The sequence below is a fragment of the Neobacillus sp. NPDC093182 genome (assembly GCF_044754045.1).
In genome coordinates, this window is sequence record NZ_JBIVOI010000003.1 from 197,665 (window position 1) to 223,539 (window position 25,875).

The 25,875-nt window shown below is 40.4% G+C and carries 26 protein-coding genes and 1 pseudogene; 5 read left to right on the top strand and 22 right to left on the bottom strand.

Going from position 1 to position 25,875, the window contains the following annotated elements; all coding sequences use genetic code 11:
• Positions 1 to 13: 13 nt before the first annotated feature.
• Together ACIQAA_RS08270 and ACIQAA_RS08275 are read right to left on the bottom strand one after the other, a co-directional pair.
• The gene (locus tag ACIQAA_RS08270; protein ID WP_402617542.1) at positions 14 to 1,594 is read right to left on the bottom strand and encodes a response regulator transcription factor; all 1,581 of its coding nucleotides are present in this window, start codon (positions 1,592 to 1,594) and stop codon (positions 14 to 16) included.
• Positions 1,572 to 3,368 (bottom strand): cache domain-containing sensor histidine kinase, encoded by a 1,797-nt coding sequence (locus ACIQAA_RS08275; protein ID WP_402617545.1) that lies wholly within the window; start codon positions 3,366 to 3,368, stop codon positions 1,572 to 1,574. The genes ACIQAA_RS08270 and ACIQAA_RS08275 overlap by 23 nt, the downstream gene beginning before the upstream one ends.
• Positions 3,369 to 3,613: 245 nt before the next feature.
• Between ACIQAA_RS08275 and ACIQAA_RS08280 the strand changes: the two genes are divergently transcribed.
• On the top strand, positions 3,614 to 4,531 hold the full coding sequence (locus ACIQAA_RS08280; RefSeq protein ID WP_402617894.1) for an aldo/keto reductase: 918 nt from the start codon (positions 3,614 to 3,616) through the stop codon (positions 4,529 to 4,531).
• 69 nt (positions 4,532 to 4,600) lie between these two features.
• On the opposite strand, the gene ACIQAA_RS08285 is transcribed toward ACIQAA_RS08280, so the two are convergent.
• From ACIQAA_RS08285 to ACIQAA_RS08300, 4 genes and pseudogenes are all read right to left on the bottom strand, one after another.
• Positions 4,601 to 4,756 carry a hypothetical protein gene (locus tag ACIQAA_RS08285; protein ID WP_283862292.1) on the bottom strand — a complete coding sequence of 52 codons (156 nt, stop codon included), beginning with the start codon at positions 4,754 to 4,756 and terminating at the stop codon, positions 4,601 to 4,603.
• Positions 4,757 to 4,898: 142 nt separating this feature from the next.
• Positions 4,899 to 5,366: a hypothetical protein gene (locus ACIQAA_RS08290; RefSeq protein ID WP_402617547.1), complete on the bottom strand. Its 468-nt coding sequence runs from the start codon at positions 5,364 to 5,366 to the stop codon at positions 4,899 to 4,901.
• Between the two features lie 493 nt (positions 5,367 to 5,859).
• Positions 5,860 to 6,344: pseudogene (locus ACIQAA_RS08295) on the bottom strand (family 4 glycosyl hydrolase).
• Between the two features lie 104 nt (positions 6,345 to 6,448).
• The gene (locus ACIQAA_RS08300) at positions 6,449 to 7,411 is read right to left on the bottom strand and encodes an NAD(P)H-dependent flavin oxidoreductase (RefSeq protein WP_402617550.1); all 963 of its coding nucleotides are present in this window, start codon (positions 7,409 to 7,411) and stop codon (positions 6,449 to 6,451) included.
• Between the two features lie 80 nt (positions 7,412 to 7,491).
• Here ACIQAA_RS08300 and ACIQAA_RS08305 point away from each other — a divergent pair, with 80 nt between their 5' ends.
• Positions 7,492 to 8,004, top strand: coding sequence for a gamma carbonic anhydrase family protein (locus tag ACIQAA_RS08305; RefSeq protein ID WP_402617553.1), 513 nt, complete (start codon positions 7,492 to 7,494; stop codon positions 8,002 to 8,004).
• 123 nt (positions 8,005 to 8,127) lie between these two features.
• Here the strand turns inward: ACIQAA_RS08305 and paaX are convergent, their stop codons facing one another.
• From paaX to ACIQAA_RS08370, 13 genes are all read right to left on the bottom strand, one after another.
• On the bottom strand, positions 8,128 to 9,018 hold the full coding sequence (gene paaX / locus ACIQAA_RS08310; RefSeq protein WP_402617555.1) for a phenylacetic acid degradation operon negative regulatory protein PaaX: 891 nt from the start codon (positions 9,016 to 9,018) through the stop codon (positions 8,128 to 8,130).
• An 81-nt stretch (positions 9,019 to 9,099) separates the two neighbouring features.
• Positions 9,100 to 9,876, bottom strand: a complete 777-nt coding sequence (locus tag ACIQAA_RS08315; RefSeq protein WP_402617557.1) for an enoyl-CoA hydratase-related protein — start codon at positions 9,874 to 9,876, stop codon at positions 9,100 to 9,102.
• A gap of 67 nt (positions 9,877 to 9,943) precedes the next feature.
• A complete protein-coding gene (locus ACIQAA_RS08320; protein WP_402617559.1) occupies positions 9,944 to 11,146 on the bottom strand; it encodes a thiolase family protein in 1,203 nt (400 codons plus the stop codon).
• The gene (locus tag ACIQAA_RS08325; RefSeq protein ID WP_402617562.1) at positions 11,143 to 12,015 is read right to left on the bottom strand and encodes a 3-hydroxyacyl-CoA dehydrogenase; all 873 of its coding nucleotides are present in this window, start codon (positions 12,013 to 12,015) and stop codon (positions 11,143 to 11,145) included. Before ACIQAA_RS08325 ends, ACIQAA_RS08320 begins: the two co-directional genes overlap by 4 nt.
• Positions 12,016 to 12,182: 167 nt before the next feature.
• A complete protein-coding gene (locus ACIQAA_RS08330) occupies positions 12,183 to 13,706 on the bottom strand; it encodes an aldehyde dehydrogenase family protein (protein ID WP_402617565.1) in 1,524 nt (507 codons plus the stop codon).
• Positions 13,707 to 13,729: 23 nt separating this feature from the next.
• Positions 13,730 to 14,503 carry an enoyl-CoA hydratase-related protein gene (locus ACIQAA_RS08335; RefSeq protein WP_402617567.1) on the bottom strand — a complete coding sequence of 258 codons (774 nt, stop codon included), beginning with the start codon at positions 14,501 to 14,503 and terminating at the stop codon, positions 13,730 to 13,732.
• A gap of 11 nt (positions 14,504 to 14,514) precedes the next feature.
• Positions 14,515 to 15,291, bottom strand: coding sequence for an enoyl-CoA hydratase-related protein (locus tag ACIQAA_RS08340; protein ID WP_402617570.1), 777 nt, complete (start codon positions 15,289 to 15,291; stop codon positions 14,515 to 14,517).
• A 2-nt stretch (positions 15,292 to 15,293) separates the two neighbouring features.
• On the bottom strand, positions 15,294 to 15,596 hold the full coding sequence (locus ACIQAA_RS08345) for an EthD family reductase (protein ID WP_402617573.1): 303 nt from the start codon (positions 15,594 to 15,596) through the stop codon (positions 15,294 to 15,296).
• A gap of 17 nt (positions 15,597 to 15,613) precedes the next feature.
• Positions 15,614 to 16,111: a 1,2-phenylacetyl-CoA epoxidase subunit PaaD gene (gene paaD, locus ACIQAA_RS08350; protein WP_402617576.1), complete on the bottom strand. Its 498-nt coding sequence runs from the start codon at positions 16,109 to 16,111 to the stop codon at positions 15,614 to 15,616.
• A gap of 26 nt (positions 16,112 to 16,137) precedes the next feature.
• Positions 16,138 to 16,941: a 1,2-phenylacetyl-CoA epoxidase subunit PaaC gene (paaC, locus tag ACIQAA_RS08355; protein ID WP_402617579.1), complete on the bottom strand. Its 804-nt coding sequence runs from the start codon at positions 16,939 to 16,941 to the stop codon at positions 16,138 to 16,140.
• A complete protein-coding gene (gene paaB / locus ACIQAA_RS08360; protein WP_402617582.1) occupies positions 16,931 to 17,290 on the bottom strand; it encodes a 1,2-phenylacetyl-CoA epoxidase subunit PaaB in 360 nt (119 codons plus the stop codon). Before paaB ends, paaC begins: the two co-directional genes overlap by 11 nt.
• A gap of 15 nt (positions 17,291 to 17,305) precedes the next feature.
• A complete protein-coding gene (gene paaA / locus ACIQAA_RS08365) occupies positions 17,306 to 18,262 on the bottom strand; it encodes a 1,2-phenylacetyl-CoA epoxidase subunit PaaA (RefSeq protein WP_402617585.1) in 957 nt (318 codons plus the stop codon).
• 299 nt (positions 18,263 to 18,561) lie between these two features.
• Positions 18,562 to 19,890: a phenylacetate--CoA ligase family protein gene (locus ACIQAA_RS08370; RefSeq protein ID WP_402617588.1), complete on the bottom strand. Its 1,329-nt coding sequence runs from the start codon at positions 19,888 to 19,890 to the stop codon at positions 18,562 to 18,564.
• A gap of 271 nt (positions 19,891 to 20,161) precedes the next feature.
• Between ACIQAA_RS08370 and ACIQAA_RS08375 the strand changes: the two genes are divergently transcribed.
• The 3 genes from ACIQAA_RS08375 to ACIQAA_RS08385 are packed head-to-tail and all read left to right on the top strand — an operon-like array spanning position 20,162 to position 22,527.
• On the top strand, positions 20,162 to 20,515 hold the full coding sequence (locus tag ACIQAA_RS08375) for a DUF485 domain-containing protein (protein WP_402617590.1): 354 nt from the start codon (positions 20,162 to 20,164) through the stop codon (positions 20,513 to 20,515).
• Positions 20,512 to 22,062, top strand: a complete 1,551-nt coding sequence (locus ACIQAA_RS08380) for a solute symporter family protein (protein WP_402617593.1) — start codon at positions 20,512 to 20,514, stop codon at positions 22,060 to 22,062. Before ACIQAA_RS08375 ends, ACIQAA_RS08380 begins: the two co-directional genes overlap by 4 nt.
• 15 nt (positions 22,063 to 22,077) lie before the next feature.
• Entirely contained in the window at positions 22,078 to 22,527 is a 450-nt protein-coding gene (locus ACIQAA_RS08385) for a PaaI family thioesterase (protein ID WP_402617596.1), read from the top strand.
• A 102-nt stretch (positions 22,528 to 22,629) separates the two neighbouring features.
• On the opposite strand, the gene ACIQAA_RS08390 is transcribed toward ACIQAA_RS08385, so the two are convergent.
• The 3 genes from ACIQAA_RS08390 to ACIQAA_RS08400 form a co-directional block, all read right to left on the bottom strand.
• A complete protein-coding gene (locus tag ACIQAA_RS08390) occupies positions 22,630 to 23,259 on the bottom strand; it encodes an AmiS/UreI family transporter (RefSeq protein ID WP_402617599.1) in 630 nt (209 codons plus the stop codon).
• Positions 23,260 to 23,487: 228 nt separating this feature from the next.
• The gene (locus ACIQAA_RS08395) at positions 23,488 to 24,495 is read right to left on the bottom strand and encodes a MupG family TIM beta-alpha barrel fold protein (protein WP_402617602.1); all 1,008 of its coding nucleotides are present in this window, start codon (positions 24,493 to 24,495) and stop codon (positions 23,488 to 23,490) included.
• On the bottom strand, positions 24,492 to 25,853 hold the full coding sequence (locus ACIQAA_RS08400; RefSeq protein WP_402617605.1) for a PTS transporter subunit EIIC: 1,362 nt from the start codon (positions 25,851 to 25,853) through the stop codon (positions 24,492 to 24,494). The genes ACIQAA_RS08395 and ACIQAA_RS08400 overlap by 4 nt, the downstream gene beginning before the upstream one ends.
• Between the last annotated feature and the right edge of the window lie 22 nt (positions 25,854 to 25,875).

Sequence of the window (25,875 nt, forward strand, 5' to 3'; positions counted from 1 at the left end):
ACTAAAAACTGACCTATTCCCCTATCGAGTTACGAAACTCTACAGGTGTTTGTCCAACGTGTTTTTTAAAGACCGTACTAAAATAACCTGAGTTTGAAAAACCAACTAGATTACTGACATCAATGATTTTCAACTGTTTATCTTTAAGCAGTTGTTTTGCCTTTGTCATCCTCAGATTAACCAGATAATCACTGAAGTTCTGGCCCACATGATGTTTGAATGTTTCCGATAAATGAGCACTATTTATGTGAAATAAAGTGGATAAGGTGGTTAGAGATATTTCACTTGCATAGTGCTGGTCCAAATAATGGCGGATACTATCGATTAATTTCTTATTGGAGAAACGAGCAAGACGAACTTTTTCAATGATTAATGAGGCTAATTGAATCAGGTACTCTTTCACTTTATGTTGGGAATAAAGCTTCCATATATTTTGCTGGCAATTCCAAATCGTATTTTGGATATCTTTCGTCTCGACATCGTACTTTTTGGCTAATGAACCTAACATAAATAACACCTGGTTGGCAGCAAAAGAAAACGACATAACCGAACGGCCTTCTGTCCCTTCAAGTACAATCTGTAGATTATCTTTAAACGCAGCAAAATCAACATTTTCAATTGAGTTCGTTATCCGTCTCTCAAAATCGGGAGAAAAGTCAAACACTTCTTCGCTTGCAGCAGTTTGATCTATAATCTGTGATTTCGATCCAAGTTGACTTTGGCTCCAAGCAAGTAAACTGGATATATATCCGCTCCTAAATTCTGAAAGTCCATTCACAATCGTACCGATACCAATGACCGTTTCTAATTTTAGTAACTTTTTAATGGTTTGTTGAATGTGCAAAACGAAATGATTGGTCGTTGAAGAATTGCAATCAATCAGCTGTAAAAATTGAACCATATTCGGATAGCTTGGATCCGTAAATACATATGTTGCTTTCTGCTGTTGAGCGATTTCCTTACACAACAACTGAAATGGAATTCTTAGTTCCTCAAGACGAGTGGGATCGTGGCTTTCTCTGATTTCCACCGTTAAAAACTGTACTTTTGCATTTTCATTTGCTAGTTCTTCTAGCTGAAGCTGTTGTAGCCTTTCAGTTACATTAGGAAGCTGTAATCGTTCTTCTTTTGCTAAATGAAGGATGAATTGTTCCTGCAATTCTTGTAAATGAGAATGAACGAGCCGGCTCATTTGCGCGATTTCAATCTGTTTTCTTTTCTCTTCTTCTACTTCTTTTCGAATCTTCCTCAACGCTTCTACTAATTCATCAGGGGCAACAGGTTTCAATAAGTAGTCTTTAACGCCTTGCTGCAGTGAATTCCGCACATAATCAAAGTCGGAATAACCCGATAAAACGATGACTTTTACATGGGGAAAATCTTGATGGCAACGTTTGGCCAATTCTACTCCATCCATAATTGGCATTCTCATATCGGTAATCACTACATCGATATCCTTGGTCTGGAGGATTTCAAGAGCTTCTTTTCCATTTGAAGCCTCTTCTACAAGTTGAAATCCCTCTTCTTCCCAGTCTACTTTTAAGCGTAATCCTTTTCGAATTTGAATCTCATCATCCGTGATTAACACCTTCATCCTGTCGATCCCCCCTTTTCAAATCAATCAGTAAAGTTATCTTAGTACCCTCATCTTTTTTAGATTCAATATGATAGGAAAAGTTATTTCCATAGGTAAGTTTTAATCGTCCCAGGACATTTCTTAGCCCAATGCTGTTCCCTTTGCTTTCCAATACGTGTTGGGTTTCATCTGCTTGGGATAATAAATCTGAAATGATCTCTCCAGACATCCCTACCCCTTTATCTGCCACTGACAAGCTAATCTGGTTTCCAATCTTTTCGGTTTTTATAAAAATAGCTGCAAACGTCTTTTCGCTGAAACTATATTTCACAGCATTTTCCACGAGTGGCTGTAAAATAAATTTTATTACGGGAATCGTTATGGTGTCAGGATCTACATCCAATTGAACCGAGATCCTGTCCTCATATCTTAACTTTAATATGTTCGTGTAACTTTTGATATAGTTTACTTCTTCACCTAACGGCACAATTTTGCTCTTTGTATTTAAGGAATATCTGAGCATTTTTCCTAAATAAACGCTAACATTCATAACCTCTTTATTTTTCCCTTGAAGCGCTAAACTTCCAATGATTTCAAGCGTATTATTTAGAAAGTGAGGGTTGATTTGTAATAATAGGGCTTTATATTCCGCATCCTTCCGGCGCAAATTGGCTTCATATTCGGTTTCAATTAAATTCTGCAATTGATCAATCGTATGTTCCGTAACATTAATAAGGTAATCAACTTCATTATTTTGAGATTTAATGTGCGGCATAAAACGTTTTGCCCCTGAAAAATCTCCCCGTTTGATAAATCCCATCGCTTTTGCCAGTTTTCCTAAAGGACTTGTAATGTTGTTAGACAGAATCAATGAAGCGATAATCGTTATGAAAAAAAGGACTGCACTCGTTAGCAGAAGGTTCTGCTGTAAATGATTGGCCCTTGCGAATAAATCGGACTCTGTCACTTCACTGACTAAGATCCAACCCCCTACTGGCAGCTTTTGAAAGAAAACCAAATACTTCTCCTTCTGATAAGCGGCTTCAATTAGCCCTTCTTTGTCAGCGCTAGTGGTGATTTGCTTTAAACTTTGTTTCAGAATTGAATTTGGTGTCTTTATTTTCCCTGACAACATATTTTCACCCTGCGGATTTAACAAATAGGTGTGCCCATTTTGTCCAATTGTTATCTTATTTAGGGCCGTTTCCAGTAAAGCAGAAGGGAAATTTACCTTAATGACCCCTGCTGATATCATCGTATTGGTATCAATGAGGGGCAAAATATAGCTATTGATTTTCTTTTGCTGCATTTCATGACTTTGCTGAAAAGGATCTAAATGCGACTTAACATAGTCCTGATTATGTTGGGTAAAGTCCTGATACCAATCTGTTTCATGAAGTGAAGAATGAACGCCCCAAGTCCCGGTCCCATCATCAAGCAGTACTGAAATCGACATCGCATTAGAATTGTTAATCATGATCGAGGATAGACCCTGTTTAAGTTGATTCATCAAGGAATCGATTTCTTCCTTGTCAGCACCTTGTCTATTTAGCCTAATCCATTCTTGCGTGGTCTGGTCAACAAGCACCTGTTTGCCCAAATCCTCTGCCTGGGTGGTAACCGAATCAACATAAAGAGAAAACTGATCCATCATTTCTATGGTCAACTCTTGAGTCTGTTCTCGAATAACAGAGGTAAAAAAGCTAGGAATGATAATTGATAGAATTACAAATGGTATTGTTAGTAAACATGTAAAAATAAGTAATAAACGATTGCGTAATGAAAAAAACATGCCACCCTCCTTCAAAAAAGAAGCTCGGAAACCCTTACAATTTTTTTAATAATAGGAATAATCCATTATAGCACTTAAATATTGCTAGACTCTAGTGCATGTAAAACAGGGGTATCAGGAACAATTTGGCAGTGGATTTTGCTACTTATATGCTTATGTGTAAAAATAGGTAGGAATATCCATGTGGTAGTTTTCATGCTAGGATAATGATGTACCCAATTTTTTTAAAATGGAGGACGTAGATGATGAGAACAATGAATCTAGGAAGCAGTACGTTAGAGGTACCAGTTGTAGCGGTTGGCTGCATGCGGATCAATTCACTTGAAAAGAACGAGGCTGAACGCTTTGTCCAAACTGCGTTAGAGCAAGGTGCGAACTTCTTCGACCATGCGGACATTTATGGCGGTGGAGCCTGTGAGGAAATCTTCGCCGACGCTATACATATGAATGCGAACATCCGTGAGAAAATCATCCTGCAATCAAAATGCGGTATTCGCAAAGGGATGTTTGATTTTTCAAAGGAACATATTTTACATTCCGTCGATGGAATTTTGAAACGGTTGAACACCGAATATCTGGATACTCTGCTCCTGCACCGCCCGGACGCACTAATGGAACCTGAGGAAGTGGCAGAGGCATTCGATATCCTGGAGAGTACAGGAAAAGTACGCCATTTTGGTGTTTCCAACCAAAACCCAATGCAAATTCAGCTGCTGCAGAAATATGTGAAGCAACCCATTGTCGCTAATCAGCTGCAATTGAGTATCACAAACGCGAACATGATCTCCAATGGATTGAATGTGAACATGGAGAACGATTCAGCGATTAATCGTGATGGAAGCGTGCTTGATTTTTGTAGACTGAACGACATCACCATTCAGCCGTGGTCACCTTTCCAATACGGTTTCTTCGAAGGCGTATTCCTAGGGAATGAAAAGTTCCCAGAATTAAACCAGAAAATCGATGAAATTGCCGCTAAATATGAAGTGACTAATACAACCATCGCAATTGCGTGGCTGCTGCGCCATCCAGCCAAAATGCAGCCGGTTATTGGTACGATGAACGTGGATAGGTTGAAGGAATGTTGTAAAGCAAGCGAGATCTATCTCACACGCGAAGAATGGTACGAAATCTATCGTGCTGCTGGAAACATCCTGCCATAGTATAAAGCAAAGGAGTGCTGTTAAGGCACTCCTTCTATTTTGTGGTGATAGGACAAAAGGGTTTAACACTTATTCATCATCAACCTCGTCATCACCGATTTGGTCCTCTTCCTCTACATCTTCAATCTTTTCCCCTTCTTCCGGCTGCTCATCATTTCCACAACCCGTTATCGTGAAAAGAGAAAAACCTAAAAGCAACATCATCAATAACCTCTTCATCTTCATTCCAATCCAACCTCCTTTTATCCTTAGCTTTTCCAGATTAACCAGCAATATGACCAAAACAATTTGGTGCCTGTCACCACCCGTGGACAGTGTCCACGAGTGGTGACAGGCACCATTTATACATCACTGTATATTTCTTACGTTATTCTTTTTCACTTTCTTCCTCTGTTTCTTCTGTTTCTTCTCCCGCTGTTTCTTCTTCTGGTTCTGCTTCTTCTAGTGCCTTTTCTGCTTTTATTCGTGCGATTTCTTCTTCTAGCTGTTGAAAGGCGTTTAATCGATAGTTGGCACAGGCTAGCAGGTCATCTATGATTTGAAGGAATTTTTCATAGGGTACTCCGTGTTTGCTGCATCCATTGATCAATTTGAAGAGGTCTTTTTCAAATAAATGATAGCGTTCTTTAAATGTTTTTGGATCCATGGTTAAGAAATATTCATCATCAACAACAAATTCGTTGAAGACCTTTTTGGTTAAACGCTTTTTCGTTACCTCTATCTCCTGTTTGTCCTGGTCATTTTCGTAGTGAGCTTCGTCCTCATACTCGGAACAAAGCGTATTATAGATCTTCTCGAGAAGCTCGGTCGGATTTAGATAGTTTAATTCTTCCACAAAAGTCACCCCTCCCTATATTTTTGCCCCAAAAAAGGAAATTTCCAACACTTGGATTACTTCATATGCCTATTGTTACCTTATTTTTAAATTCCTCGATTTACGGGCACAATTACACCTTTATTGTTACCGTATTTTTACTTCCCTCGATTTACGGACACAATCACACCTTTATTGTTACCGTATTTTTACTTCCCCGGATTTACGGGCACAATCACACCTTTATTGTTACCGTATTTTTACTTCCCCCGATTTACGGGCACAATCACACCTTTATTGTTACCGTATTTTTACTTCCCCCGATTTACGGGCACAATCACACCTTCATTGTTACCGTATTTTTACTTCCCCCGATTTACGGGCACAATCACACCTTTTTTGTCACCATATTTTTACTCCCCCCGATTTACGGGCACAATCCAACCTCCCAGCAAAAAAAGCCACAAAAAAAGCACACGCAGTTGAACTGCATGCACATTTTACGAAAAACTTATTATACCAATACGCCTTCTTGATACTTTTTAGTAAGCGTTGGCCAGTATTCTTTATTTGCCTCAATTAGATCATCGAGAATTTTCTTGGCGACAATCGCAGATGGAGTCGTCTTATTTAGCGTAAACGCTTGTAATGTTTTTACATAAGAACCTTCTGTGATCGCTTCTACTAGAATTTTCTCAAAAGCAAGCTGCTGGTCAATCATGGCTTTGTGGAAGTATGGAATTTCTCCCACATATTCAGGTACTGGACCTTTGCTCGTGATTAACGCTGGACTTCATTCATCGCATCCGTCGGCAGGTTAGGAATGGTTCCGTTATTTTCTAACATTACTAGATAGCGTTTTGCTAGATTCTGAGCGATAGAAACCGTTACATCGACGATAAAGATTCCGTGAACACCAACGTGGAAGGCGTCACCTAAAATACCTGTTTCTTCAAACTTCCTAACCGTTTCAAACAAGGACTGCTCTCGGCCTTCCATCACTTTATTGGCACGAGTATATTCTTTGTTAGAATTCTCAACAATGTAATGGGTCGCATATATACTCCATTATCCAGGTTCATAAAAACAATGAGAATTCAACTTTATGATAACATCACAGGAAAGCTGCTTAATCGACCTTCCATTTGTTTTCTAGCATCGTTCATCATTCCATCAAGCAGTTCTTTCACGGTTGGAATATTTTCAATGAGTCCGGCCACCTGCCCGCTATTCATGAAACCATTCTCAACATCCCCCTGGATTGCACCAGCAATGTGATGGTCCTCTGATGTCATGTCACGGTATTGTTCCGAGGCCAATCCGCTTTGTTCCAATTCAATAATGCGAGCAGCATATGGAGCTTTTAAAACGCGTCTTACTTGTCCTACTGAACGTCCTAAAATAACGGTTTCGGTATCCCCTGCGTCAAGAAGCCTTTGCTTATATAATGAATGAAAGGGTGCTTCTTTCGTTGCAATCAAGCGGGTTCCTAACTGTACGCCGGCAGCACCGAGCATTAAAGCTGCAGCCATACCTTGACCATCTCCAATGCCACCCGCAGCCACAACCGGTATTGTGACATGGCGGCTTATTTGTGGTATGAGCGTAAATGTGGTTAATTCCAGACTTGAATTAATACCGGCAGCCTCAAACCCTTCTGCCACCAGTACATCTGCCCCTGCAGCTTCTGCCTTTTGAGCTTGTTTCACCGATGCAACAACCGCAATTACTTTTATGCCTTTTTCATGTAAGAGTGGAATAAAAGGAGCAGGATTACCAGCTGATAATGATACAATCGGTATTTTATGCTTTAACACCAGTTGAATCATTTCTTTTGTATAAGGACTAACATTAATTGGTATATTCAACGCAAAACTGTTATGCGTTTTGTCTTTCGTTTCAAGAATAATGGCTTCGACCTGCTCAGGCGTCATCGTTCCACACCCTATCGTACCAAGACCTCCAGCTTTAGATACAGCAGCCGTAAGCTGTGCATTACTTATATTCCCCATTCCCCCCTGAATGATTGGATATTGAATAGAAAAAAGTCGGCAAATATGTTTCATTTTTTCATCCCTCCGTTAATTACATGTTATACTATAATCAATAGAAAAACAATTCTGATTTTTTAAAAGGAGCGAAAGAAATGATTATCCCTTTCAATGGCATAACCCCATCTATTCATAAAACAGTTTTCGTGGCACCTGGCGCTTACTTAATTGGCGATATTACGATTAAAGAAGAATCTTCCATCTGGTTTAATGCTGTGTTACGAGGGGATGAGGATTCGATAATCATTGGCGCAAAGTGCAGTATTCAAGATAACTCCACCATTCATTTATTCGAAGGATGTCCTGTTATCATTGAAGACGAAGTTACAGTGGGGCACAACGTTATTTTGCACGGCTGCAAAGTAGGGAAACGTTCCATTATCGGCATGGGCTCTACCATATTAGACAATGTGGAAATCGGAGAAGAATGCATTATTGGCGCGAACACACTGATCGCCGCGGGCAAAAAGATACCGCCTCGCTCACTTGTCGTTGGTTCGCCGGGAAAAGTCGTCCGGGAGTTAACCGATAAAGACCTAGAACTTATTCGACTATCTACTGATTCATATGTACAAAAAGGACGGGAATTTAAAGAGATCCTTAAATAAATAATTTAAGGGCGTATACTGTTGGTTTTTGGAAAAGTGAAAAACTGCGCCGGATTTCGAACCTACTTCATCACAAAAAAGGCTGCCTCGAAAGTCTTTTATTAATGACTTTTGAGGCAGCTTTTATTTTTTTGAATGAATAATTAACGGATGATTTTTCGCGTCATAGGAATGTTCCTTTCTGCGTAAATCATTATCCGCTTCAAAGACATTTTCAAAAAACCTGCTGGCTGGGTCCGCTAAAAGTTTATAATACTGACTAAAAAGCAGTGCCGCATGATTACCACTCCACTTTGGCGGCAAAAGTTCCTTTGGCAGACCTGGATCAATGAACAGAAATTTTCTGTATTCATGAACTAGATTTGTTCTCTCCACAAAGCACTCTGAGTCGGACATTTCTCCTTTGCTTAGCACACTTTGATGTACAATGAATTGCTTACTGTACTTTGAGATGAACTCCTCATACTTATTCTCGATTTCCTCAAGCGGCCAGCTTTTTTCCACAAGCGATTGACTATCTTTTGGCCCTTTATAGTCCGAGACGAAGAAATCAACGTATTCTCTAATATCATACTTTTCGATTAAAAGATTCACTTCTTTTTCAAGGTTATTCGGTGAAATCCAGCAGGCATTAGCGAAACTGCCAAATCCACTCCACAATAGTTCCTGTCGAAGTTCATCACGAATCTGTCGTTTTTCTTCTGGAATCGAATACATTAAAATACGCCATTTTCTGTCCCATTCATGCGGGTTCAGTTTAAAAATCCGGTTGGCGGCCTCATCCATCCGGGAAACACCTCGTCCTGTCAAAAAGTAAAAACTTTTGTTTCCCTGCTTTTCCGACTGAATCCACCCTTGCTTCACCATTCGGGAAACCGCGACACGAACGCCCTGTTCATTATGCCCAAACTCTTTCAATAATCGAACTAAGCTGCCAATCCAAATTTTGTTTCCATAATGACGTAAATAATCTCCATAAATGGTGAAAATCATCGATTGTGTGTTTGCACCCATAACCTCTTCACTCTTTCTTTTCCCTGTCCATTACATATTTTGAACGAGACGTTTTTTTCTATTATATCATAAACGTCCATTTTATCTCCCCGAAAATTGAGGTTTTCTCCGCTCACTAAACGCATTGAGCGCCTCGATCCGGTCTTCCGTTGGAATCGTCAGTTCATACGCTTTCGCTTCAATCGCAAGCCCTGTTTGTAAATCTGTGTTCATTCCCTGAATGATCGCATATTTCGCCTGTTTTAACGCAACAGGACCATTTTTCATCATGTTTTCAGCAAATTGTTTGCACTCTTCAGAAAGCACATCATGTGGCACCACTTTTAATACAATACCCAGGTCGAGCGCCTCCTCTGATGAGATTTTTTTCGCCGTTAAAATTAATTCTTTGGCCTTCATTTCACCAATCAGTCGTGGAAGACGCTGTGTTCCACCTGCACCTGGAATGATTGCCCAGCTCGTTTCGGTTAACCCCATGGATACACCTTGTGCCGCAATCGTAAAGTCACACGACAGCAGCCACTCAAATCCTCCGCCCAGCGCGTAACCATTAACCGCTGCTATTGTCGGCTGTGGCAAGCTAGCAATACTATTAAACACATCCCGAATCGCTTTAACATTTCTTCTTACTTGTGCCTCATTCAATGTCTTTCTTTCTTTCAAATCAGCACCGGCACTGAATGCTTTTTGGCCAGCTCCTGTAAAAATAACAACTCGTACCTCAGGATTTACATGAATGGAATCAACAGCCTCCTGCAGTTCACGTAGTGTATCATAGTTAAAACAATTTAATACGTCCGGTCGGTTTACTGTTACATATCCAATATGATCTATCACTTCATATAATACGTTTTCCATGACATTTTCCCTCTCTTTTTTTAAAAATAAAGGCCATCTCTCTTATTCGAGACAGCCTTTGTAATTTCTACTCTATATTTTCAATAATTGCCGCTATCCCCTGACCGACACCTACACACATTGTTGCCAGTCCATATTGAACATTTTGTTTTTTCATTTCATATAGAAGCGTCGTCAAAATACGGGCTCCACTTGCACCAAGTGGATGTCCGAACGCAATTGCACCGCCGTTTACATTAACCTTTTCCTGATCTAACTCAAGCTGGCGGATGCATTCCAGCGCCTGTGAAGCAAAAGCTTCATTTAGTTCTACAAGACCGATATCGTTTACCGATAAGTTTGCTCGATCAAGCGCTTTTCTCGTTGCATATATTGGACCGAGGCCCATAACAGCAGGCTCAAGACCGGCAACCGCTCCAACCACATATTTTGCAAGAGGCTTCAAACCAAGTTCTTTTGCCTTATCTGCACTCATTAATAATAAAGCGGATGCACCGTCATTTACTCCTGATGCATTACCAGCTGTTACAGTCCCGTCTTTAAAAATCGGACGCAGTTTAGCAAGTTTTTCAATCGTTGTATCTGGACGTGGATGCTCATCTCGATCGAAGACAACTTCGTTTCCTTTCCGATCATGAAATCGAACTGGTACAATTTCTTCCGCAAAACGATTGGATTCCATTGCTGTTTTTGCCCGCAGCTGACTTTGAAGTGCAAACTGATCCTGATCTTCCCGTGAAATCGAGCAGCGTTGTGCGACATTTTCAGCTGTCTGGGGCATGGAATCTGCTCCATACATCTCTTCTAGCTTTTTATTCGTAAATCGCCATCCAATCGTTGTATCCTGAAGCTCCATCGATCCCCGAGGGAAGTCACTCTCAGGTTTGGCCATGACATATGGTGCTCTTGTCATACTTTCCGTTCCCCCTGCGATGTAAATATCGCCTTCCCCTACAGCGATAGATCGTGCAGCATACATAACCGCATCAAGTCCTGATCCGCACAAACGATTAATCGTTGTTCCACCTACGTTCACTGGAAGACCAGCTAAAAGTGCGGACATTCTCGCTACATCTCGGTTATCCTCTCCTGCCTGATTCGCATTTCCGAAGATGACATCTTCAATTTGTTCCGGTGGCAGCCCTGGATTCCGCTCTGTCAGCGCTTTAATTACAATTGCTCCGAGATCATCTGGACGTACACTTTTTAAAGCTCCTTTATACTTCCCGATAGGTGTTCTTACCGCATCAACAATTACAACGTCCCTCATTTTCCCACCAGCTCTTCAATTTTTGTATAGTCGTACACACCTTTTCCAGACTTGCGGCCCAGCCTTCCCGCTTTTACATACTGTTCAAGAAGTGGCGCTGGACGGTATTTTTCACCAAGCTTTTCATGTAAATATTTTAAATTATTTAAACGGGCATCTAGTCCTACTAAATCCCCCAGCTCAAATGGCCCCATCGGATAATTCAACCCAAGCTTGATTGCTTTATCAATTTCTTCAGGTGTTCCTAACCCTTCTTGAAGCATATAGAACGCTTCATTCCCAACCAAGCAGCTGATCCGGCTTGTTACAAAACCCGGAAATTCGTTAATGACTACTGTCTCTTTCCCCATTTTCTCAGCGACCTTTTTTATGACTGCTGCTGTATCATCACTCGTTTCGAGGCCGCGTACAATTTCGACCAGCGGCATTTTCTGTACAGGATTGAAGAAATGCATCGCAATCGTTTTTTCAGGACGCTTTCCATAAGAACCAATTTCTGTCGGGCTCATAGTGGAAGTATTAGTCGCAAAGTAGCAGTGTTCTTGTGCATGTTCTTCAATTGTTTCAAAAACAGCCTTTTTAATTTCTGCACGCTCTGGAACGGCCTCTATGATTAAATCAGCTTTAAAAGCAGCTTCTTTTAAATTGGAAGAATATAACAATCGATTTTTTGCGGCATCCGCTTCTTCAGAAGTGATTTTTCCGTAACGTACACCTTTTTCAAAAATAATATCAATCTCTTTTTGCGCGCTGTCTAATGCAGATGGATTCACATCTACTAATGTGATGTCAAATCCTCCGGTTGCTCCTACATAGGCGATCCCTCTTCCCATTACTCCGGAGCCTACGACTACTATGTTTGAAATCATTTAATTTTCTCCTTCCAAATAATAGAGGCTGGCTGCGATAGAATCAGATTAGCATCCAGCTATACCCGAATGATTTTTCTGAAATATTTTCAGCCAGCCTTTATTCAATATTTTTTAGCGCTATTTATTATCTATCAGCAACAGGACCCCCTGATAGAAGTTTTAGATTATTGAATGCCGAAAGGATTTAATGGGCGGCTTCCATAATAGGAAATAAAACTTTTCGTTTCAGTATAAAGATCTAATGTCTCAATACAAAGCTCACGTCCGAACCCTGATTGTTTATAACCGCCGAAAGGTGTTCCTGGGAAAGCTGAGAATGGGCAGTTTACCATGACAATCCCTGCTTGGATTTGGTTCCCCACACGAGTTGCACGGGCACCATCTTTCGTCCAAATGGCTGAACCAAGACCGAACTCTGTATCATTTGCTAGTTTAATAGCTTCTTTTTCATCTTTGAACTTCATCATCACGACTACTGGTCCAAAGATTTCTTCTTTCACTACTTTCATATCGTGATTCACATTACCAATGACTGTCGGCTCATACCAATAACCGCCTTCGAATCCTTCAACTACTGCCGGCTTTCCACCTACTAAGATTTCAGCTCCATCTGCAATAGCTGATTGAACATAGCTATCAACAACATCTAATTGACCTTGATCGATAACGGATCCAACATGTGTTTCTTTATCTAATGGATTTCCTAATTTAAGCTTTTTCGTTTTTTCTACGAATCTAGTAACAAATTCATTATAGATATCTTCATGTACATATAAGCGAGATCTCGCCTCACAAGATTGTCCTGTATTATAGAAAATACCGAATAGTGACCCATCTATAGCCGCTTCAATATCAGCATCCTCGAATACGATATTCGGAGATTTCCCGCCAAGCTCCAATGTTACCCGCTTTAATGTTTGAGAAGCCTTGCCCATGATATCTCTGCCAATTGGCGTCGAACCTGTAAAAGCTACTTTATTTACATTCGGATGTTCAACAAGATAATTTCCAACGTCAGAACCAGAACCAGGAATAATATTAACAACTCCAGCCGGAACTCCTGCTTCAATACAAATTTCCCCTAAAACAATGGCCGTTAATGGAGTTAACGAAGCTGGTTTTACGATGACAGAACATCCGACCGCGATTGCAGGTGCAATCTTCCACGCCGCCATCATCAATGGGTAGTTCCAAGGAATAATTTGCGCACATACACCTACAGGTTCTTTCTCGGTATAGTTATGGAATTGACCTGCCATATTATTTACGGAGCCGCTATGGCCAACAATGGCACCTGCATAAAATTCAAAAACTTCAACAGCTTGCATAACTTGACCTTGTGCCGCTGAAATAGATTTACCGCTATTTAATACTTCTAATTCAACTAATTCATTAAAACGGGAACGCATAATTGCCGCAATTTTATTTAAAATACGAGAGCGTTTATTCACAGGGAACTTTTTCCATTTTCCATTTTCGAATGCTGCAAGAGCTGCTTGTACCGCTCTTTCTGCGTCTTCTTGTGTAGCTTTTGCAACCTTGGCAAGGATTTCACCAGTGGCAGGATTGTAAGCATCGATAGTCGCTCCATTAGAGCTTTCAACTCTTTCGCCATTAATAACTAGATGGTAATAATCACGCTTCATTTCTACTTTTTCAAATATTGGTGCCTCTTGTACTTTTACCATTTAATCCCACTCCCTTTTTTATGTTATTCACCTATAAATTGAGCTTTGCGTTTCTCTGTAAATGCCGTTACCCCTTCAACATAATCTTTTGTTAAGCCGGCAATTCGTTGTCCTTCCGCTTCTTCTTTCAAATATTCTTCAAAAGAAAGATGGTAGGAGGCTTCTAAATATCTTTTGATTAACCCGATTGCTTTCGTTGGTCTGCTTGCAATATTTTCTGCATAGGCTGTCACTTCCTCGTTCCAGTCCTCTACAGCGATTACTTTTGTAGCAAGACCCATTTTTTCTGCCTCAGCAGCAGGTACTTTTTCACCTAATACAGATAGCTCTAATGCTTTTGCATGACCGACAATTCGTGAAAGGTAATACAGATTACCCGAATCAGGAATTAACCCAATATTGACAAAGGCATTTAAAAAGCTTGCTTTCTCAGAGACAAGACGGAAATCGCAGGCTAATGCCAGACTGAAGCCTGCCCCTGCAGCCACACCGTTTACTGCTGCAATAATCGGTTTCTCACATCTGGCGATTTCCTTCATCATCGGACCGTAATCGTCACGGAGCATTTGCCCTAAATTCATGCTGTCATCCACATCTGCTAAGTCTTGGCCGGAACAAAAGGCCCTGCCTTCTCCGGTAATAACAATCGCACGCACTTCATGAGAGTTTGACGATTGTTTGATTGCCTTTTGGATTTCTTTATTCATTTGTGATGTAAAAGCATTCAGTTTATCAGGTCGGTTTAGACTGAGCCAAGCTACCCCGTTTTCAATCCGATAAGTAATTGTTTCGTACATAGCATAACTCCTTATCTGCCAGTAAAATTAGGCTTTCTTTTTTCTACAAAGGCTTCCATGCCTTCCTTTTGATCTTCTGAAGCAAAGAGCAAGTAGAAATTTTTTCTTTCATATTGCATTCCTTCATATAAGGAGTGATCCACTGCCTTATTAACAGAGTCTTTGATCATTCTGACTGCTAAAGATGGCTGTGCCGTAATCTTTCTTGCGAAAGCTATTGCTTCCTCCATCAATAATTCAGGTGCGACAATTTTATTAATAATGCCGTATTTTAAGGCTGTTTCTGCATTGATTCTTTCGGCGGTCAAGATCCATTCAAGCGCCTTTGTTTTACCTACCAACTTCGTCAGTCTTTGTGTGCCTCCTGCTCCAGGCATAACTCCAAGTGTTACTTCTGGAAAGGAAAACAGTGTATCTCCAGCAGCTATAAGTAAGTCACATGATAAGGCAAGTTCAAAGCCGCCGCCGAATACAAAGCTTTTGACTGCACCAATGATAGGCTTTTTAACGAGACTTAACCGGTCCCAATCAGCAAATTGATTCAACAATTCCAACCTAACAGGATTGTCATTGGCCATCTCATCAATATCCGCCCCAGCAGAAAATGCTTTTCCATGACCGGATATTAAGATTACTTTTACTTGGATATCACGGTCGAATTCTTCTGCTGCAGAAACAATTTCAGCGACCATCGTCCGGTTCAGCGCATTCAATTGTTTTGGCCTATTTAATGAGATAAAACCAATTTCATTCTCGACAGAAGTTTCAATATATTGAAACAGTCCCATCCTTATACTTCCTCACCAATCATCATGGTGACGAGTTTCCCAGCAAAGCCCATCAAGTCTTTTCCTGATGCTTTTCCTTCAGGGGAACGCATACCTTGTTGAAGCGCTTCATGATTTTCATAATACATTTCGCATAGAATGTGATATTCAGAGTCTTTCCCCATTGGTGTTCCGACTATTTTCGTAACAACCATTTTTTGAAGACCTGGGATTTTTTTTGTAATAGGACCGTGAACATTGAAATAATGTTCATCAAATTCTTCTTTATTTTCCGGCTGCTTATATAGAGCAATTAACTTTACCATTTTATTTCCTCCGTATTTTACATAAATTTAATCATTGGTTTCATTGCTTCAAATGGGTTTTTACATGATTTGCAATATAAAATACTGCGGCACGCTGTTGGTCCGAATATGTTTTCCATCGTGACATACGTGGATTCACAATACGGACAATCTATATGCCACGATCCATCTTCTTTTATTTGCCGAGGGGGAGGTGAGATACCGAATACCTTTAGTCCCGCTTTCCCCTTTTCTGTAATCCGGTCAGATGTCCAGGATGGGGAACGCAGAAATTCTACACTCACTCCTTCAACGCTTGGCAGCTGTTTAACGGCTGTTTCAACATTTTTTTGAATGATAGGCAGAGCTGGACAACCTAGAAAGGTAGGCAGTATTTTTACTGAAACATCTGATCCTGATATCTCCACATTCTCCACCATTCCTAAATCAAGAATGCTGACGGTACTAATTTCAGGATCTTTTACGTTTTCAAGTAGTTTATAGATTTCTTCTGATGTTATTAACACGGTAGACATAGTACCCTCCCCCTTTTCCTCTCGTATTACCAGGAAGCTGCTTTGTTACTAGCGTATACTTCACATAAAGTTTCGAGTGCCTTCTCTAAATCCTCTGTGTGCTTCCCATTGCGTCCATCGCCTTGAGCCATTCCTACTTCAATGGGCCCTTCTAGCCCAACACTTTCCAATATAGGTGAAACAGCCTGATTCCACTTAGTCAGTAACACCGCTTCGCTTTCAATTAAACCTTGTTGTACGATTTTATTTCGATGTTCTCCAAGAGAGAAAACACCTTGGAAATCCTGCAGCGTTTTTTCAATAGCTGCTTTCATTCGGGAAACAGCTTCTTCATGGCCTGAACCTAAAAGTTGAACGAACCATGTTTTCCAGTGCATTAGATGATAGTAAAGTTCCATTTGTACCTTTGCGGCAACTTCAGCCAGAGGCTCATATGAACTTGAATGTAAAGATTGAATCTTAATCGCTTTAGCTTGGGTATAGAAGTAATTTCGTACAACCGCAAAAGCCCAATCATAAACCGGTTCTTCCATATAATAGCCAGGTCCATTAACGAGTTCCAAGATAATCGCATTACGCCTTACATTTGCTGGACGGTCATGGGCCAGTTGATTGGCGTCCCCTTCACCGAGTTCCTCTAACAATTGATAGAAGATGGCCGCGTGACCCATTGTATCTTGTGTAATAGAGGAAGTAGCTATGTCTTCCTCGATGTGGGGCGCAAGACCAAGCCATTCAGATCCACGATAGGAATGAATAAAGTCATCATCTGCTAATTGAAATAACAACTCTTTAATGGCCGTATTCTCTGCTGATGAATTATTTGCCATTTTTCACACCTCCAGCCCAAGACAAAATTTCCTTTTCGTCAAGCATTTCTTGTTCGTATTTCCGCCATTTTTTCTTTAAATAGCCATATCCTTTTGTTTTGCGGTAATCTTTATTATCTAAACGTAGAAGCGTTTTCTTTTCTTCCGAGGTCATTTTACGTATATTCTGACGTTTGACAACCCAGATATCATCCACTGTTTCACGTCGCATAAAATTTTCCTGCGCCATCAGGATCGCGATATCCTCATTAGGCGCGAGTAAGCTAAAATGATATTGTACTGGTGCAGTTGGAGTCTTGCGGCTAAATACTTCAAACTCTTCAAAATAAGATTCTTGCTTAGTTTCCATGTGCCTTCCCCTCCCTTAGACAGTTTTTGGAGCCAATGCTTCACGTACCCATTGGTTATTTTTGTAAGAAACTCTCCTGAGATTTAAGCGCTCTTGTGAACGAGGTCCTTCATTTCTAGCAATTTTCTTTAATTTGTTCCAGTCAGGCTGTTGATAAATCCATTTTCCCGTTTCTTCATCAAACCGCAGCGTTTCATCTGGAATGGTAAAACCAAGAGAATGAATCCGCTTAATATATTTGCTAAAGAAAGATTGACGAAGTCCTTCATTCGTGCCCGTTCTGATTTTATACTTTAAGGTAACATCTTGTTTGGAAGCACCCATTTCATTCTTGCTTGGCGGTCCGAAGAAAAGCAGCAAAGATTCCCACCAATAATTAAGTGCATCTTGCACCATTTGTCTCTGTTCATCTGTACCTTCTGCCAAAGCCATAATAATCGCTTCTCCGTGTTGAGCGTGGAAAACCTCTTCTGCACAAATTCTGTGTAAGGCACGGGCATATGGACCGTAAGATGCACCAAGCATATCCGTTTGGGTGATAATTGCCGCTCCGTCAACTAACCAGCCAATCAAGCCTGCATCTCCCCATGATTTAGCTTCCATATGGAAAACATTATGAAACTTTAAATTTCCTGTAAAAAGATCCTGCATCAAATCGTCCCGCTTTTTGCCATACGGTTTCAATAAATCTTCCGCAACGCGAAGTAATAATTGTCCGTGTCCCATTTCGTCTTGTACCTTCGCCATTATCCCGAGCTTTCGATGCAAAGTGGGAGCTTTAGGTACCCATTCCTTTTCAGGAAGTGCTCCCATAATTTCGCTCATACCATGCATAGAAATCAATTTGATTAATGTATTCCGATATTCATCTGGCATCCAATCATCGGCTTCAATTTTATCTCCAGCTTCGATCCTAGCTATAAATTGCTCCAGCTTTTCCTGTTCTGTTATTTCATTTAATAGAACGCTCATTTCAAATCCCCCTTTTTTTCATAAAATCTATATAACGTTTATTTAACGTAATTATAGTTTGTTGTTATATTAAAAGCAAGAATATTGCGTCACTTTTTTTAAATAAAAAGAATGGGCAATACTCTCCTTTATTCAACTGATACTTTAAACCGTGAAAACTCTACTTTATTCGTAAATTGTGGATGGGTACAGGGCACCAGAAATTGTTGATTACAATGACAGGGGAATGGCATTTGTTCTTCTTGACGAAAATAAAGGAACAGCATGCATCATTCCCTGCTGTGATAATGACAGATTCACTATACGCTGATCATAGCACTTTTTCGCTTATCAACAATACGAATGGCTTTTCCTTCAGAACGCGGAATGCCTTTTGGAATATTGACAACAATATCCATCGTCACTAGACATGTGTTTTTCATATGATGCTGGACCTTCTTCTTCAATTTTTGAACATTGACATGCGTTAAGTCTCCATCAATTCCAGAGTAGAAATCGCTTTCAATTTCAACATGCAATTCAACACTGTCCATTGCACCTTTCTTAACAAGGTGAATCTGATAATGAGGAACGAGTCCCTCCACTTGCAACAATGCCCGTTCAATTTCAGAAGGGAAAACATTGACACCTCTGACAATGATCATGTCATCTGTTCGGCCTTTTACCCTGGACATTCTTGTTGTCGTACGTCCGCATTTACATTTTTCTCGAGTAATAGAGGCAAGATCCCCTGTTCGATAACGAATAATTGGCAGCGCTTCCTTCACTAAGCTAGTAAAAACAAGTTCTCCAACTTCTCCATCTGCTACCGGTTCGAGCGTATCTGGATTAATAACTTCAACTAGGAAGTGATCATCTGCGATATGAAGTCCATCCTGTGCTTCATGACACTCTATCGCAACACCCGGTCCCATAACTTCACTAAGGCCGTAAATATCAACCGCTTTCAATTTTAGTTTCTTTTCAAGTGTCGCTCTCATTTCTTCCGACCAAGGCTCAGCGCCAAAAATACCATATTCGATTCCATTATCAGCAGGGTTGATCCCCATTTCTTCCATCTTTTCAGCAATATTTAGAATATAAGATGGCGTTCCGCAAATACCTCTCGGTTTTAAATCATTAATAAGTGTAATTTGTCGATCTGTGTTTCCCCCCGAAATTGGTAATGTTGCAGCGCCTAACTTTTCTGCTCCGTAATGAAGACCAAGCCCGCCTGTAAACAATCCATAGCCATAGGCATTATGAAAAATATCAGATTTCCGACCGCCTGCAATCACAATGGCACGGGCAACCATTATTGACCAGTTTTCAATATCATTTTTTGTATATCCTACAATTGTCGGCTTTCCGCTCGTTCCAGATGATCCATGAACGCGGACAACCTCATCCATGGGAACCGCAAATAGACCAAATGGGTATTGCTCACGAAAATTCTGTTTTTTGGTAAATGGAAGCTTTGTCACATCGCTTAACTGTTGAATATCTTCTGGCGTAATGCCCAGTTCATCAAATTTCTCTTTGTAAAATGGTACATTCTCAAATACATTTCTAACCGTTTTTTGAAGACGTGCAAGCTGCAAACTTTCCATTTCAAAACGGGCCATAGTTTCGATTTCTGGATTGTACATTGTTTCAGTCCCCCTCATTCGTTTTTCATTTTGCAAAATATTACATAACGGAATTACAACGAAAATAAAAAATCTAGTAATATATTTTTCAGATTAATACGACATTTCCACGTTGTCAATAGTGTTAACTATGAATTTTAATGGAAAATAGAAAATTTTTTTAATATTTTAATTTACTTAATTTTCTGTTTATGATAATTTTAACGAGAGTGATATATATCAATTTTTATCACTCTCGTTTTAAAATCGTATTATTTAAGGGGAGGTTATTATGGAATCACCAGTAAAAAAAAGTTGCTTAGCCGAAGAACATGTCGAAAAGAAGCCCTATGATCAATTGGTTGAAACCGAAGATTTTAAGGGTTTACTTCAAAAGAAAAAGGCATTTATTATCCCGGTCACTACTTTCTTCCTTACGTTTTATTTTGTTCTACCTGTTTTAGCTGCTTATACAGATGTATTAAAAGGAGAAGCTTTTCTCGATATAACATGGGCATGGGTTTATGCACTTCTTCAATTCGTTGTGGTTTGGATCGGTGGAATTGTCTACCTTAAGAAATCAGAGAAGTATGACAAAATGGCCCAAAATATTTTAACTAAATACCAGAAGGAGCTTCGCGGATGAGTACATTATCTCTTATACTTTTTTTAGGGATCATATTGTTAACGCTTACAATAACATATTATTCTTCTAAGAAAACAAAAAATGCGAGCGATTTTTATACAGCTGGCGGAGGTTTGACTGCATGGCAAAATGGATTGGCTGTGGCTGGTGACTTTATGTCTGCCGCTTCTTTTCTCGGAATTACAGGGGCTATTGCTCTGATTGGGTTCGATGGATTTTATATGAGCATTGGCAATCTTGTCGCGTTCCTCGTCTTATTATACTTTGTTTCGGAGCCGCTTCGTAATCTTGGGAAATACACGTTAGCCGATATGATTTCTGCTCGTTTTAAGTCCAAAAAGGTACGTGGGATTGCCGCAGCGAACACTCTTGTCATTTCTATTTTTTATATGATTGCTCAACTTGTCGGTGCTGGTGGATTGATTAAACTTCTACTTGGGATTAATTACGGTCTTTCCGTTCTTCTCGTTGGTGTATTAATGACAATTTATGTTATTTTCGGTGGGATGCGGGCGACAAGCTGGGTACAAATAACCAAGGCTGCTCTCTTGCTTGGCGGTTCTTCCGTACTGACGTTTATTGTATTTTCCCGATATAACTTTAACATCGCAGAAATGTTCCACCACGTTCAGACAGCAACACCTCTCGGTAATGACTTTTTAAATCCAGGAAATAAATACACGAATGGGCTCGATATGATTTCATTTAATATGTCACTTGTCCTTGGCGCAGCAGGACTTCCGCATTTACTTGTGCGCTTCTTTACGGTAAAAGATGCGGCGACGGCACGAAAATCTGTTGTATATTCAACATGGTTTATTGGCGCATTTTTTATTATGACGATTTTTCTAGGGTTCGGTGCTGCTTCATTCGTTGGTTTTGACCGTATTGTTGAGGCTAACCCTGCTGGAAACATGGCCGCACCGCTTCTCGCATTAACCGTAGGCGGTGAATTTTTGTTCGCATTCGTTTCAGCTGTCGCATTTGCGACTATTTTAGCGGTAGTGTCCGGTCTTGTTTTAACATCAGCATCTGCCTTTGCCCATGACATTTATGGTGAAATTATTAAAGACGGAAAAATGACCGAAAAGCAGCAAGTTCTTGTAGCACGTATCTCGGCAGTTAGTGTAGCGGCTATTTCAATCGTGCTAGCCTTGTTCGCACAGTCCCTAAACGTTGCTTTCCTTTCTGTACTTGCATTAGGTATCGCAGCAAGCGCTAACTTGCCGGTTATTCTTTGCACAATTTACTGGAAACGATTTAATGCATCCGGAGCAATCACCGGCATGCTGTTTGGATTAATCAGCTCTCTTGTTTTAGTTTTGCTTAGTCCGAATGTATGGAATCCGCAGCCTGGAATGGGTATTTTCACAGGAGACCCTATTTTTACAATGAGTAACCCGACCATTTTCACCGTACCTATTGGGTTTATAGGTGCATATTTAGGTACAGTGTTGTCTAAATCAAAAGAAAACGAAAATAAATTCGCAGAGGTATTGTTTAAGTCAAACACTGGATATGGTATAAGCTCTGCAAAAGATCATTAAGCAAAGGAGAATTCCATGACAATTCAATTAGATGATCAGACTATTCACGATTTACATTACGATGAAATTAAACAAGTTCTAAAAGACGAACCCTTTGCAGCTTTTCTTGGCATGAAGTTGACAAATCTCGGGCCTGGTACAGCGGAAGCTGAATTAGTTCCGGACGACCGCATGCTTAATGCACATGGAACAGTTCACGGGGCAATTATCTTTTCACTTGCAGATTACGTATTTGCCGCAGCGAGCAACTCATATGGCAAAACAGCAGTGGGTGTCACAACAAATGTTAATTTTATATCCGCTGGCAAACCTGGCAGGACTCTAACTGCAAGTGCAAAGGAAATAAAGAAAAATCACAAACTCGCTTGGTACAAAATCAATGTCCAAAGTGATAATGAACTAATTGCGACAATGGAAGCGATGGTTTACAGAAAGAGTCATTATTTTGTAAAACAGGATAAATAAAGGTTCTATACCGGACGGGGCAAGTAATCGAACAGAGATTACTTAATAGATTAAGAGACCGGCTTCATATTGAAGCCGGTCTCTTAGAGTCAATAGTCATAATTATATAGCTTGAGCTTCTTGTCCACTTTTCTCTTTCGTAATTGAAAACTTCGGTCTAAAAAGACTAAATACGAAAAAGACAATCGCTAGAATTAGCACAAACGTCCAAATTTGTTGAACAGCCGGTGTATTCCAAATACCTAAGAAATAAAGCATTGCTGGAATCGTAAGTGTTACCCAAGACAGTACAATCGCTACCATACCAACATAGCCATCAATATTCTTATTAAGTGAGCCTGTTAAAAAGAACAGCAGCCATAGAAATGCCCACAGTCCCCATGTTAAGGCGTTGACCACATCATGAAAGTGAACAAGAGAAGTAATCGTATAAACGACCGCAATCATCGCTACCCACAAGCTAAACCAGCCAAGACCATTTCCCTCGAGGCCCTTCACCAAGGTAACACCAACATATAAATAAGTTAAACCAAATAAGAAGATCGCAGCATTATTATAAAAGTCCCAATTACTTTGACTAGAAGTCATAATCAAATAAAATGGATTTATGATTTGAATGATTCCGACAAAAAGATTAAAGTATCCAACCGCTTTGGTATCTGCCTTTCCTAAGGACATAAGCCCGTTAAGAAAAAGAACAGCACCCGATAAAAATAGTCCAACAAAACTCATAGTAGTCGCTGTGAAAAGAGCTTTTTCACAACTTTCCCCTCCTTTAAAATAAGAAAAAGCAGTTCCCCTTCTCGAATAAGAAAAGAAAATGCTTTTTGTTCCTGTACCAATATAGCATATTCACCGAACAAATGTTAACAAACCTTTGAACATAATGTAAATTAAGTTTTTTCCATTTTCACCATTAGTGCCCAATGTAAAGAACTGCCCCAAATGAGGCAGTTTGCTTTATACCTGTATGAAGTTTACCTTTTGACCAGGTTTGAGATAAGAAAGTAGCACGATGTCTTCCTCGATAACTCTTCCCACCACATTGACCCGATCATCAGCTGGCAGGTCGCAAAGGGTGATTTGAACCTCTCCCCGGTAGCGGCCATAACGGTCATTATCTCTTGTAATACTTCCAACGATACGTTCAGAAGTATTATCAGGGCTGATCGGCACTACACTTCTTGTATCCATCAACCGTAAAACATCACGTGCAAAATCTGGACGGAGCTTAAACTCCCCTTCTTGAAAACCTTCAATGTGAATAGTTGCAAGACCATTTTCAAGAAAGTCTATAAGCCTCTTAAGAAGAGTCTCGCTAACCTCTGGATCACCAATATAGATATCCTCTACTCCAAAATGGGCTAATTCCAGTGCCGCCAAAAACGGATCCATTTCCCGGTGCTCTTCTAGTGTAGGAAGCCCCTCAAACAACGGACCACGTTTCTCACCATCACCTGGAATATAGGCACTAACCGGGATTCCATACTTCCCAAAAAGGTCATTTTGCTTTTGAAAAAACCAATCGGATAATCCTGTCTCAATCCTTGGATAGAAATTATGCCACGCCAAAAGCTGATCCGCTTTTAGACCGCCTTCAAGCAGTGCACGAATATCATTCTCAAATAAAATGCTGGCATTCAGTGCTAGCTTAAATTCAGCCGCCAGCTTCAAAATTAACTCATTTTCAAAAAAATCATCAAGTCTAAGACCGCTGACCCCAAGTGATTTCAACGCAAACAAACTATCTAATCCCAAGTGATTAGGTGTTTTTAAGGAAACATCTGCATACACTTCTATTCCAGCTTCCTTGGCACACTGAAGCAGCACCATCGCTCGACCCGCTAAATCTCCAGATTCTTCGGGAATGTGAAGCGAGGTAAACGCCCGCTTCACACCCATTTTTCCAGCCATGGCAATCCGTTCTTCTGCTAAGGGATCATTTAAATAGAAGGAAATACCGATCAATCAAATTCACCAGCCATCTCATCTTTGAAACCGAATAAATACGTGAACAAGAATCCTGCTGCATAGGCAATTAAGACCCCTACTAAATAAAGGAGAACTTGGCCTGTAACAACTAGGAACGCAAGTGGTAAACCAGATACACCAATTGCAACCGTTGCGATACCAAACGCTGCTTGAAACGCACCGCCGACACCAGCACCTAAACATGCTGTTAAGAACGGACGGCCTAATGGAAGGGTAACACCGAAGATTAACGGCTCACCGATCCCAAGAATACCTGCTGGCAGACCGCCGCCAATCGCTCTTTTTAAGCGAGTTTTCTTTGTTTTAAGGTAGATGGCAAACGCAGCCCCTACTTGACCTGCTCCACCCATTGCTAGGATTGGAAGTAGCGGGTCATCACCAATGGTATTAATTAACTCTAAGTGGATCGGTGTTAAACCTTGGTGTAAACCAGTAACAACAAGCGGAAGGAATGTTGCACCAAGAACGAAACCGGCAACTACACCGCCCATATCAAGTAAGGAAGTTAAACCTTTTGTGATAATATCTGAAACGAACCCACCAAGCGGCATAAATACAAGATAAGTAACAATACCAGTAACCAATAAAGCCACGGTTGGTGTGATGAAAAGATCAAGACTTGTCGGAACAACCTTACGTACTCGCTGCTCAACTAACGCGATAAAGATAGCAGCAAACAGAACGCCAATTAAACCACCGCGACCAGGAAGCAAATCTTCGCCAAATAAATGAATACCTGCAACTGCCGGGTTAATAATTAAGATACCGGCAATCGCACCAAGTGCTGGTGAACCGCCAAATTCTTTGGCTGCATTTGTACCTACTAGAATTCCTAGATATCCGAATAATCCGCCGCCAATAACAGAAAGAATTGTTGCTAACTGTGAATCAGCTGCCAACCAGCCTGCTTGAACAATCGCTTTAGTAATCCCTGTAATTAACCCTGATGCCACAAGGGCTGGGATTAACGGAATGAAAATTCCAGCAATTTTTCGTAAAAACATTTTAAATGGTGTAGCATTCTTCTTGTTGATTTCTGCTTTTGTGCTGGCTGCTTTTTCTTTTAAGTTAATGCCGCCTGCAGCGTCAATCAACTTGCCAAACTCTTCCGTAACTTTGTTTACTTTTCCAGGTCCAAGAATGATTTGAAGCGTTTCTTCCTCGACAACTCCCATAACTCCGTCAATTTTCTTAAGTGCCGCCTTATTGACAATAGACTCATCCTTTGGTGTAACGCGAAGTCTTGTCATACAATGTGTATAATTGCCAATGTTAGCGGAGCCGCCTAATTGTTCAAGGATTTTTTCAGCTAATTGTCTATTTTCTCCAGCCATGAATTTCCCCTTCTCTCTGTTG